Source organism: Micromonospora deserti (assembly GCF_003236335.1).
In the GTDB taxonomy this organism is placed as follows: domain Bacteria; phylum Actinomycetota; class Actinomycetes; order Mycobacteriales; family Micromonosporaceae; genus Micromonospora; species Micromonospora deserti.
In genome coordinates this window covers 1-11,664 of sequence record NZ_POUB01000194.1, presented here as the reverse complement: position 1 = coordinate 11,664, position 11,664 = coordinate 1, and the positions used below count along the sequence as shown (strand labels likewise).

Annotated in this window: 9 protein-coding genes; 7 read left to right on the top strand and 2 right to left on the bottom strand. The window is 70.1% G+C overall.

Going from position 1 to position 11,664, the window contains the following annotated elements; all coding sequences use genetic code 11:
- Positions 1-1,364 (top strand): S1 family peptidase (locus tag C1I99_RS22815; RefSeq protein ID WP_146604028.1); only part of this gene is annotated, 1,364 nt, incomplete at its 5' end.
- An 86-nt stretch (positions 1,365-1,450) separates the two neighbouring features.
- Here C1I99_RS22815 and C1I99_RS22810 read toward each other — a convergent pair.
- On the bottom strand, positions 1,451-2,290 hold the full coding sequence (locus tag C1I99_RS22810; RefSeq protein WP_233512657.1) for a glycosyltransferase: 840 nt from the start codon (positions 2,288-2,290) through the stop codon (positions 1,451-1,453).
- Between the two features lie 421 nt (positions 2,291-2,711).
- On the opposite strand from C1I99_RS22810, the gene C1I99_RS22805 reads away from it, so the two are divergent.
- The 6 genes from C1I99_RS22805 to C1I99_RS22780 all read left to right on the top strand — a co-directional run bounded on the left by C1I99_RS22805 (position 2,712) and on the right by C1I99_RS22780 (position 10,434).
- Positions 2,712-4,076 carry a hypothetical protein gene (locus C1I99_RS22805; RefSeq protein WP_111136257.1) on the top strand — a complete coding sequence of 455 codons (1,365 nt, stop codon included), beginning with the start codon at positions 2,712-2,714 and terminating at the stop codon, positions 4,074-4,076.
- Positions 4,073-4,948 carry a glycosyltransferase family 2 protein gene (locus tag C1I99_RS22800; RefSeq protein WP_111136256.1) on the top strand — a complete coding sequence of 292 codons (876 nt, stop codon included), beginning with the start codon at positions 4,073-4,075 and terminating at the stop codon, positions 4,946-4,948. Before C1I99_RS22805 ends, C1I99_RS22800 begins: the two co-directional genes overlap by 4 nt.
- A gap of 79 nt (positions 4,949-5,027) precedes the next feature.
- Positions 5,028-6,359: a lipopolysaccharide biosynthesis protein gene (locus tag C1I99_RS22795; RefSeq protein WP_146604027.1), complete on the top strand. Its 1,332-nt coding sequence runs from the start codon at positions 5,028-5,030 to the stop codon at positions 6,357-6,359.
- A complete protein-coding gene (locus C1I99_RS22790; protein WP_146604026.1) occupies positions 6,349-7,527 on the top strand; it encodes a polysaccharide pyruvyl transferase family protein in 1,179 nt (392 codons plus the stop codon). Before C1I99_RS22795 ends, C1I99_RS22790 begins: the two co-directional genes overlap by 11 nt.
- The gene (locus tag C1I99_RS22785) at positions 7,524-8,768 is read left to right on the top strand and encodes an endo-1,4-beta-xylanase (protein WP_199562355.1); all 1,245 of its coding nucleotides are present in this window, start codon (positions 7,524-7,526) and stop codon (positions 8,766-8,768) included. The genes C1I99_RS22790 and C1I99_RS22785 overlap by 4 nt, the downstream gene beginning before the upstream one ends.
- Positions 8,769-8,970: 202 nt before the next feature.
- Positions 8,971-10,434 (top strand): sugar transferase, encoded by a 1,464-nt coding sequence (locus C1I99_RS22780; protein ID WP_233512656.1) that lies wholly within the window; start codon positions 8,971-8,973, stop codon positions 10,432-10,434.
- A gap of 28 nt (positions 10,435-10,462) precedes the next feature.
- Here C1I99_RS22780 and C1I99_RS22775 read toward each other — a convergent pair whose 3' ends face one another.
- A complete protein-coding gene (locus tag C1I99_RS22775) occupies positions 10,463-11,521 on the bottom strand; it encodes an LCP family protein (RefSeq protein WP_111136252.1) in 1,059 nt (352 codons plus the stop codon).
- Between the last annotated feature and the right edge of the window lie 143 nt (positions 11,522-11,664).

Sequence of the window (11,664 nt, the reverse complement as noted above, 5' to 3'; positions counted from 1 at the left end):
ACGTCCCACCGTACGACCCGTTCGCCGATCCGACCCCCCGGATCAGGCCCTCCGAGCCGCCGAAGCGGCACACCGGGCTCTGGGCCGGCGTCGCCGCCCTCGTCCTGGTGGCCGCGCTGGGTGCCGGTGCCGCCGTGTGGGCGCTCTCCGGTCCGGAGTCCAACGACCCCCGGACCGGGCCGACCACCGCCTCGTCCTTCCCGAGCAGCGCGGCGGTGAACCCGGGTCTGAAGCCCTGGGCGGAGGCCGCCCCGTACAGCCCCGAGGAGCGGGCGCTGGCGATCAGCGCACCGTCCCTGGTCTTCATCGAGGCCGTCGTCACCGGCGTGCTGCGAGAGACGAAGTCCAATGTGCCGCTCAGCGCCACCCCGGTCACCTTCAAGCGCCGATGCAGCGGGTTCGTGATCAACCCGGACGGTCACGTGGTCACGAACGGCCAGTGTGTCCGCCCTGAAGCGGAAGCCGCGCGGGAACGTGCCCTCTACACGCTGGGCCGGATCCTCATCGAGCAGAAGAAGCTTACCGCGCCGCAGCTCGACCGGTACGTCCAGACGCGGATGACCACCACTAGCTTCACCGGCCCTCAGCCGGGCACGGAGCCCACCAGCAAGGTGTTCGGGCAGTTCAACGTCGCCCGCGGAGACTTGACGGCCAGCCCGGCCGTGCCGGCCGAGGTGGTACGAGTGCTTCCCGCCGACAACGGGGACCTCGCGCTGGTCAAGCTTGCCCAGACGAATCTCCCGGCGGTCGAGCTGAGCCAGGAGGCTGCGCTCGGTCCCGGTGCGGCGCTGCTCGTGGTCGGCTACCACACGACCGACGCCGACTTCCGTGCCGCCACCCACACCCTTCGGTCGAAGCCGGTGCGGGTGTCCGCCACCGCCAACCAGGGCGCCGTCACGGTCCTCCGGATCAACGACGACATCGGCATCTACTCCCATGGTGGGATCGCCATCGACACCAGCGGCCGGGTGGTCGGTGTGCTGGACAACGACCGGGCGGCCAACGGTGGGGCCAACCGTGCCGTCGTCCCGGTTTCCGTGGTGACGGGGCTGCTAGGTGAGACGGGTGTCACAAACGGGCTCGCCGAAGCCGACCGGGTGTATCGCAGCGGGCTGGAAGCCTTCTTCGCCGGCCGGAACGCGGAGGCGATCAAGCAGTTCGACACTGTCGCGGCATCCTCGCCGACCAACCTGCTTGCGCAGGCGTACCGGCAGAACGCGGTGGACCGGGCGCGGCTGGAGGCGGAGTCGAACGACTCCTCGCCTCTGCTGACCATCCTGCTGGCGGGCCTGGTCGGAGCCCTCGTGGTCGGCGTGGTCGTCGCCGCGGTGCTGCTCCTGCGCCGCCGGTCCAGCAGCTACTGACGTCCTGCCCGGCCGGTCCAGCTACCGAAAACTGGCGGGACCGAGGGGTTGGACGGTTGCGTCTCGCGTCCGCCGGACCATCGAAATCAGCGGGTCGATTCGTCGCGTCCCCACCCGTTGCTCGGGTGACGGCGTGACTTCAGCGCGGCGGCCAACGTGATGGTCACGTACACCGTGGCCGCCGGAGCCAGCCATGGCCGGGGCAGAACCACGTCCCGGAACCAAGAGGACGGCGCCGACGGTCGGATGTTGGTGTGGCTGGCACGCAGCATGGTGTTGCCGGCGCGTACCCGCGCGAGGGTGCGGACCAGATCGCGGGTATGCCGAGGCGCCTGCACCAAGGAGGTCGCACTGGCCACCTCCTGCTTTTCCTCGGCGGAGAACTGCGAGTCGAGGAACAGGTCATCGGCGATCTGCTCGGGAAAGCGGTCGAAGCGATCGCGCCCGGCGGCGGAGACTCCAATCGCCCCACGACCAAACAAGGCGTCGGCGAAGACCGGCAGCCGTGTGTTGATCGCGTAGTACGCCCGTACGGCCAGTGAGCGCCCCTCGGTCACCATGCGGCGCCGCGGCATCACAGCCAGGGGCGCCGCGTCGCCGGTGAGAGCGGCGGCCATCTCCCGCAGCGCGCCCGGGCTGAGCACCACGTCTGCGTCCAGGTAGATCCGAGGGAAACCGCGAGCCGCCGTGTCCCCTACGTTCAGGGCGTTCGCCTTGCCCGCCTGCGCCACCTCGATGACCCGCACCCCCGGGCGTGCCGCGGCGACCTGGGCGGTGTCGTCGCTGCAGCCGTTCGCAACCACCACGATGTCGAGCTCGCCGGGTGCGGCGTCGGCGAGCAACGCGTCGAGGCAGCCACCGATGACCCGCGCCTCGTTGTGCGCAGCCATCACCACACTGATCATTGTTCCCTCACGGGCACTCACACCGGATCCCCGCATCTCCCTGGTCGGGGTGCCTGCCCCGGCGCGGTCCTCAGCGGATTATGGGCCGTCAGGGCCGGCCCGGGTACGGCGGTACAGCTTGCCCGACGCGCGGCGTCACGGCAACCATCGGGACCCGCTACCCGCCGGTTACCCGACACCTCCAACTCGTCCATCGCTGGTATCGTCCTCGTGTTTCTGTGGGGGGGCAGAAGCACACGGGGCATCTCCCACCTGATCCGTCCACAGAGCATGGTGCCGATTGCCAGATCGGCACCGGCATCGGCAGTACGGGGCCGGGCGTGACATGCCCGAGTTGTCGCTGCTACCGCGGCAGACACTGATGGGAGACGCACCCGCGATGGACACCTTGACCACCCCGGAGTGGCGCCCGCCCTCCAGGGAAGTTCGCCAGGACGCGTCGGTGACTCGGCATGAACGGGTCGCACGCATCCTGGCCAGCGGCGCACTGGTACTGGTTGCGGTGAAGCCATTGCTCGACATCGGCGAGAAGGGCGGGAGCAGCGGGCTCGACCTGGGTGTGCTGATCACCACACTCGGTGCGATGTGCATGTTCGCCGCACTAGCTGTTGTGTCGCTCGGTGCCCGGCGCCTGCCGCACCGCGCTCTGCTGCTGATAGCGGCCGGGCTGGCGCTGCTGCTCGTGCTCACCGCCGTCAGCTACCTGGCCGCGTCCGCCCGGGCCGACCTACTCAGCCTCTTCGACGTCCGCCGCTACTCGATTTACGGGCCGGCACAAGAACCGGCCAGCGCCATACCGGCGGAGGCGATGCGGCTGGTGGTGGGGTTCGCGCCGATCGCACTGCTCGGGTTGATGCTCATGCGCCGCGACTGGTTCCCCGTCCGTCGGCTCGCCCTCGTCGCGGCTGTGGTAGTGGCGGCCGCAGTGGTGCATTGCGTGTTGGCCTGGCTGCAGGTGGCCGGGGTTTACCCGTACTCGTTCCACTTCGAGCTGGCGAACTACGAGAAGATCGGGCGCGCCTCCGGCGGCTACTACCATCCGATGTCGCTTGGTCGGCTGCTGATGTTCTCGGTGTTCCTCGTCTACGTCTTCGGTGACCGGATCCGAGCTCCGTTCGCCGTCCGTTACGGGCTCATCGGTCTCTTCATGGCCACCGGTGTCGTCTCCCTGCACCGCTTCACGATCCTGTGCCTCGGCGTGATCGTGGCCGCGTTCGAGGCGCGGCGGCTGCTCACCATGGTGCGGGCCCGTCGCGTCGGCGGGGGTGTGAACCGTCGCGCCGCGCTGGCGGTCTGCGGCGCGTTGGCCGCCGTCGTGGCGGTCGCCGGAGCGCTGTGGGGCGGCGCCATCTGGAGGCGGGCCGAGGTGACCCTTACCGAGGTGGGGTCGCTGGATGTCCGCTCCGACACGTTCATGCACGGTCGCGGTGCCATCTGGAACGACGTGGTGGAAATTTTCGGCCGTTCCCCTGTGGACGTCTGGCTCCTCGGCTTCGGCTACGAACCGTGGGACATGCACAACGACCTGCTTCGGGTGATGGTCATCTGGGGGATCGTCGGCGTTGTCGTGACCGCCGCGGTCCTCGTGGGGCTCTACCGGTTCGTCAACGCGCGGGTCACCCGGGCGGGTCGGCCCGCGGTGGCGCTGCTCTTCGCGATCCTCGTCATCTTCGGTCTCACCCAGAAGCCGCTCGCCTACCCGTACTTCCTCTGGCTGTTCTTCCTTGGGCAGATGGCGGTCCTCGCCGTCCACCCCCGCGCGGACAGCGGCGAGCCGACACCGAGCGAGAGTGAGCCGACCCAGTGAACCCGTTGCTTCCCGCGTCGCTGCACGACTCGTCCCGACTCCCCGCCCAGGCTGGGCGTCCCGAGGCCGAGGCTGCCACCGAGCGCGCCGTCCAGCCGACCTTTTCGGTCTGCATCGTGGTCCGCGACCGGCCCGTCCTGCTCGTCAACGCGGTGCGCAGTGTGCTCGCGAACAGCTTCGCCGACCTCGAGCTGGTGATCGTCGACGACGGTTCGCGGATCCCCGTCGCCCAGGTGATCGCGGAGGCCGACCTCTCGGCGGACCGCCGGGTGCGGGTGCTGGCCCAGCCGCCCAGGGGCATCGCCGAGGCCCGTAACCGCGGCCTGCGGGCGGCCGTGGGCAGGTACGTCACGGTGTTGGACTCCGACGACGAGCTGACCGTCGACGCGCTCGACCGGGTGCACCAGCTACTCGCCACCACCGGCGGCAGCTGGGTGTACGCCGACTACACCGAGGTCCGTCGGGGGTCTGCGCGGCTCATCAGGCTGCCGGAGTACGCCTCGGCGCGGCGCATGCTGCTCGGGGTGCTCACCCGTCCGCGCCTGCCGTTCAAGCACTCGGGCACCACCATCGATCGCGCGCTGCTCGACCGGATCGGTGTGTACGACGAGAGCTTCCGGCTCTTCGAGGACGTCGAGCTGATGCTCCGCGCCCTCAGCGCCGGCGTGCACCCCCGGCACTTGGCCCACCCGATCGTGCTTTTCCACCGGCACGACGGCAACGTCACCCGGGGCCGTCTCGGTGGCCTCGTCCTCTGGTTCCGCCTGATCGACATGTACCGGCCGTCGCGGTGGCCGGGCGTCGGACTGGCCATCAAGGCGCTGCGGACCCTCAGCGAGATGGGCAAGTGGCTTGTCACCCTCGGTCGTTGATCTCGGTGTCGGTCCGGGTGCCGTGGCCCGGCCGGCAGCTCCCCGTGGTCGCCTCGGCACCGCCCTGATCCACCTCGGCATGTTGGGCCTGAGCCAGGTGGGCGTCACCATCGCTGCCTTCGGGACGCAGATCCTCCTCGCCCGCAGCCTTTCCCAGGAGGCGTTCGGCACGTTCACCGCGGCGTTGGCGGTGGTGTCGCTGACCGCGCCGTTGGCGGTCTTCGGCGTACCGGAGCTGTGGTTGCAGCGGTTCGGACGGGAAGGCGAGCGGGCCCACCGCTGGATCGGCCCTTCGCTGCGGGTGGTGGCGGTCGCCACCGCTGTGACCGTCGCCGGCATGCTTGCCTGGAGCCTCGGCGAGTGGTCCGACCCGGAGGCGGCCGGTGTGCGGGCGTTGCTGACGAGCGTCGTGGTCGCCCAGGCCGGTCTGGCGCTGGTCGGATCGGTCCAGCAGTTGCAAGGCGACTACCGGGGCCTGTCGGCGCTTCAGGTCGCGCCGCACCTGGCCCGCGTCCTCGTGGTGCTCGCGGTGTGGGTGTTCGGACTCTCCGTTTTTGCGGCGGCCACCGGCTACGCGGTCGTGGCGGCGCTGGCGGTGATCGCCTGTGTGATAGTGATGCGGCCGTTCGTCCGGCGCCTTACCGCGCTCGACGGACACTCGCGCGTGGCACCCGCGAAGGCGCCGACGCGCTCGATATCCGAGCCGGCCGTCCGGGCCTCTCGGGTAGGCGCGGCGCGGGTGACCGGCGCGGCCACGCCGTTCGTACTGGGCAACCTTTTCTACCTGATCGGCATGTACCTGGGGACGGTGGTCGCCGCCGAGTCGCTCGGCCCGGCCGCGGCTGCGGTTCTGGCCGTCCCGATGTCCGTCCTGACCGCCGTCTACCTCATACCCCGCATCGTCTACCAGCAGTACTTCCTCGCCCGGCTGCACCGCTGGTCGGTCACCGACCGGGACGCTGTCCTGATCGCGTACCGCTGGGGCGGGGCGGGGATGCTCGTGCTGGGTGCGATCATCGCGGCGTTGGTCGCCCTCGGCGGCCTGCCGGTGCTCCCGTTCCTGCTGGGTCCGGACTACGTGGAATCCGCGGCCGTGCTCGCCGTGCTGGCCCTGGCCATTCCGTTCAGGTTTGGGGGTGCGGCCGTCGCCGCCCTGCTCACCAGCGGTGGCCTGCTCCGCCGCAAGGTGGCCTACCAGGGTGTGGGTGCTCTGATGTACCTCGTGGCCCTGGCGGTGGCGACGCCGCTGTGGGGCGTCCGTGGCACCGCCGCCGCCACAGTCGTCGCCGAGATCGTGCTCTGCGCGCTGTTCTGGATCGCCGTACGTAGGCGGGTGGTCGGCGACGACCACCTGCCCTCCTGGCGCGATCTCCGCCGCCGACTGACGAGGGGGAACCCCGGTGCTTCCTGAGCCGCACGCTGCTGCCCGCCGTCCGCTGGTCGTCGGCTACTACGGCATGGAGAACGTCGGCGACAATGCGTTCTGCGTCGTTATGGACTGGGCCACCCGTACCTACTGGGGATCGCGGGAACCCGTCTTCGCGGCACCGCCGATCGTCGACCTTCCGGCAGAAAGCGCCGGGATGAATCCCCGCTGGTACCGCTCGCGGAGCGTGCCGGACCGGGTTGGCTGGGTGCTGAACAAGGCCGCGCTGCTGAGCCGCTCCTCGATGCTGGTCTTCGGTGGCGGCTCGGTGTTCCGCGACATGGGCCCGCTGAGTGAGAAGAAGCTCTTCTCGCTCTTCTCGCGGGTGTCCGGTCATCCGATGGCGGCCGTCGGTGTCTCCGTCGGACCGTTTCTCTCTGCGGCGGCCGAGCGGCGGCTGGTGGAGGTGCTGCGGCGGATCGACTTCATCGGCGTACGCGACCACGCCTCGGCCGAGATTCTTGAGCGGGCTGGCCACCCGGGGGTGCTCGTCACCGCTGGCGACCTCGCTGGGCTGCTGCCCGAGGCGCTCGGCGAGCCGATCCCCGATCGCCGGCCACGGCCCGCTTCGGATGGTCGAGCCCGCCTCGGAGTGACGCTGCTCGGTGTGGACTACGAGGCGGACGCCGTGCAGGCGCGGCAGCGCGGGGAGGCCCTCATCGAAGGGATCCGCCGCCTGGTGCTCAAGGAGCCGGTTGACCTGACCGTCTTCGTGTTCAACACCCACCCTGTGCACGGGGACGAGCAGGTCAGCGAGCGGCTCCGAACCGCCGTGCACGGGCTCTGCGACGTTCGGGTGGTCACCGCACGCGACGGCGTACGGGCCTGCTGGGACGAGATGAAGCGCTGCGACATCGGCCTGCACATGCGGCTGCACGGCGCGATCTTCGCGTACCTGGCCGGCGTCCCCTTCGCGCTGGTGCCGTACCAGAAGAAGTGCGACGATTTCCTCGCCGAGATCGGTCAGCCGGAGTCGCTGCGGCTGGGCCGGGTGCCCGAGGAGGCCACGGAGGTGACCCGGGTACTGACCGGCATGATCCACCACACGGCGGTTCCGGGGTTGCCACGCGAGGAGTTCGCCGAGCGGGCCCGGTGGAATTTCAGCCGGGCGCCGTGGGCAGTGCGCGACGTGCCAGGTGCACCGGCGCGGTGACTGCCGAGATGTTCACCCTGGGCCGTGAGCCGGCGTCGTACCCGGGGAGCCAACCGGAGTCCGGCTACGGCTCGTCGCGGCCGGCTGCCCCCGGGACGCCGCGGCGGATCCGCTCTCCGGTCACGCTGGTGTCGGTCGGTCTGGTGCTAGCCGCGTTGGTCGCGCTCGGTCTGCTGCTGCTAAGGCACGGCCCGAAGGAGCCGGCCGACGGTGGCCCCTCCGGGGCGCTCACCTCGCCGACCGCTCCTGCCACACCTAAGCGGCAGTCGCTGCGGGACCAGATGCCCCCGGGCGTACGGATCGGCTCAGCGGTCGATGGTCGGAGCCTGAGCCTGGACCCGGCATACCGGGACCTGCTCGGCTCCGAATTCAACGCGATAACGGCCGAGAACGCGATGAAGTGGCGCAGCCTCGAACCGGTGCCGGGCGTCTACGCCTGGACCGGCGCCGACCAGCTCGTCGAGTTCGCCGAGCGGCACGGTCAGGCGGTGTACGGACACACTCTCGTGTGGCACAGCGACGTGCCGAAGTGGGTGTCGCCGGACTGGCCGGCAGAGCGGGTCCGCGCCGTGCTCCAGGAGCACGTGACCGCCGTCGTCTCCCGGTACCGGGGTCGCGTCTGGGCGTGGGACGTAGTGAACGAGGTGCTGGACGAGGACGGTTCGCTACGCGACACCGTCTGGCTGCGAAAGCTCGGGCCGGGATACATCGCCGACGCGTTCCGCTGGGCGCACGCGGCCGACCCGGGGGCTCGGCTGTTCATCAACGAGTACGGGATCGAGGGTCGCACCCGGAAGGCGGACGCCCTGGTGAAACTCGTCCGCGAGCTGCGCCGGGCCGGCGTGCCCGTCGACGGCGTCGGTTTCCAGAGCCACCTGCGGTGGGACCAGCAGCCCCGGGACCTGCTCGGCAATCTACGCCGGTTCGCCGACCTGGGGTTGTCGGTGGCCGTCACCGAACTGGACGTGCGGATCGCGCTGCCGGCCACGCCGCAGAAGCTGGAGCGGCAGGCGGCGGTCTACCGCCAGGTGCTCCAGGCCTGCCTCGCGGTGCCGGCGTGCGTATCGTTCACCGTCTGGGGGTTCACCGACGCGCGCAGCTGGATCCCGGGCTACCACCGTGGCTACGGTGCGGCCTGCCTCTTCGACACCAGTCCAGCGCCGAAGCCAGCCCATGCCGCGCTGCTGGACGAGCTACGCCGCCACTCAGCCCGAGGCGGGATCGTGCCCAGCCCCGGTTGAGTCCGAACGGTCCCCTCGCTGGCTTGGCGGCGCCCCGCGCTCTCTCGCTGTGCTAGAGCCCGCGATCAGGTTTCTGGTGACGACAAGCATGCGTGAAAGGAACGTCGTGTCCGCGCAGACTCAACTCCTCTCGACTGTCGCGCCATCGCAGTCACCGAGTTTCGACCCTGATCTCGGGGTCATCACACCCCCGTCCAACGGCATGGCCCGGTCGGCCTTCGCCCGCCCGGTGGCCCCGCGGGCCCGGTGGCGCCGGCGCTACCTGGCCTGCCTGGTGCTGATCGACTTCGTCACCGCCCTGGGGGCCAGCCGGACCGTGGTCGCCCTGCTGGACGAGGCCGACGCCGGCTTCTGGGACCAGCGGGTGCTGGGCGGCGCGGTCAGCGCCTTCGCCCTGGTGACGAACCTCGTCGTCCCGCTGATGTGGATGACGGTGCTCGTCGCCGCCGGCGCGTACGACCGGCGCGCCCTCGGGCGCGGCACCGAGGAGCTCAAGCGGGTGGCTCGCGCCAACGTCGCGATGGCCGCCACCGTGTCGTTCCTGGCGCTGGGCTTCAAGAAGGACCTGTCCCGGGCGACGGTCGCCGCCATCATCCTCACGCTGCTGCTCTACACGCTGGTGACCCGTGCCCTCGCCCGGGTGGTGCTGCGCCGCATCCGCCGGGTCAGCCAGCGGGCCTCGCAGAAGGTGCTGCTGGTCGGGCGGCTTTCCGACGCCATGGCGGTGCACGAGGTGGTGACCCGCAACCCGGGCGCCGGGCTGCGTCCGATCGCCATCCACCTGCCGCACCACCCGCGGCCCGGCGAGCGCGTCACCGCCCCGGTGCCGGTCTACGTTGGATGGGACCTGGTGCCGCTGGTCCAGCAGCTCGGCGCGGACACCATCGCCGTCTGCGGCCCGGCGAGCCTGGAGTCGTACGAGCTGCGCAAGCTGGCCTGGCAACTGGAGGGCACCGGCCTGGACCTCGTGGTGGTCCCGCAGGTCACCGACGTCACCGGCCCGCGCATTCACGTGCGCCCGATCGAGGGCCTGCCGCTGCTCAACGTCGAGGAGCCCACCATCTCCGGCCTCTCGCTGCTGGTCAAGAGCATGTTGGACCGGGTGACGGCGCTGGTCGGGCTGGTGTTGCTGAGCCCGCTGCTGGTCGGGATCGCGGTGGCCATCAAGCTGACCGATCCCGGGCCGGTGATGTTCCGGCAGACCCGTATCGGCCACGAGGGCCGGGCCTTCAAGGTCTGGAAGTTCCGCACCATGTACACCGACGCGGAGCAGCGGCTGGAGGCGCTGCGGCACCGTAACGAGAGCGACGGCCTGCTTTTCAAGATCAAGGACGATCCGCGGGTGACGCCGATCGGCCGGCACCTGCGCGGGCTCTCGCTGGACGAGCTACCCCAGCTGATCAACGTGCTCAAGGGCGAGATGTCCCTGGTCGGCCCGCGTCCGCTGCCCACCGAGGACGACGACTACCGTGGCGATGTCCGCCGGCGACTGCTGGTGCGCCCTGGCATCACCGGGCTCTGGCAGATCTCCGGCCGGTCCGACCTGACCTGGGAGGACGCCGTCCGGCTCGACCTGCACTACGTCGACAACTGGTCGCTCGTCTACGACCTGGGTATCCTGTGGCGGACCGCCAGCGTGGTCCTCGCACGGCGGGGCGCGTACTGAACGGGCGCCCCCGGCCGGGGCGCCCGTCTCACTTCCCGCCCTTGATGATTTCCTGCACCGTGTCGTGGCGGACCGCCTCGTAGAACGACCGGGTCCCCTCGGCGTCGGCGAAGACGACGCTCTCCGAGCCGACCCGGCCGGTGCCCTTGGTGGGGGTGGTCAGGAAGACCAGGTTGTTGCCGCGCAGGCCGCGCAGATCCGTGGCCATGCCCAGCAGGGACATGCCCTCGTCCACGGACACCGCGCTGGAGGTCGCCTTGACGAAGGAGTTGAGCCGGGCCGGATTCGTGACGATGCCGCCGGAGACCGCCTGGTCGAGGATCGCTTTGATGACCTGCTGCTGGTGCCGGATGCGAGCGAAGTCCCCGTCGGGGAACTGCTTGCGCTGTCGGGAGTAGTCCAGCGCCGTCTCACCGTCCATCCGCTGCATTCCCTGTTGGAAGGTGCGGAACGGCGGGTGGATAGAGGTGAAGGTCTTCTCCGAGTTGACGTCGATGCCGCCCAGCGCGTCGATGATCTCCTTGAATCCGGCGAAGTCGATCATCATGACGTGGTCGATCCGGACGCCGGTGAACTTCTCCACGGTCTGCACCATCAGCGGCACCCCGCCCCAGGCGAAGGCTGCGTTGATCTTGGCATCCCGGCCGCCGTGGTTACCGTCCTTCGACCGGGGCACGTGCACCCAGGTGTCCCGAGGGATGGAGATGAGCTGGGCGCTCGACCGGTCCTTGGGCAGGTGGGCGAGGATGATGGTGTCGGTCCGCGAGCCGGTGGTGTTCTCCGGGTCGCGGGAATCGCTGCCGAGAATCATGATGTTCAGGGCGCCCTTGGCGACCGCCTGTGGCCGGTCGGCCTCCGGCACGCCGCTGAACGCGTCGACCCGGTCGATGTCCGACTCCACGGAGCGGAGGTAGAGACCGCCGGCGATCGCGGTGCCGCCGCCGAGCAGCGTCACCACCAGCAGGCTGATCAAGCCGATCTTCCGCCATCGGCGACGGCGGGGACGCGACGCCTCGGTCGGCTCCGGCGTCGACGGCCCGTCTAAAACCGTGGTCTCTGGTTCCACGTACTGCTGGCGATGCGGCATGGCGCGATGCTACTGATTCCGATTGCGGCTCGCGTACCCCCGTCCGGGCCAGCCGAGCCGTGCGAATACCGGAAAGTTTCCCCCCAACCGTTTCCCCACACCTGGTAGAACCCTCCCGTGGACGCAACCAAGCTCCGTCGGGC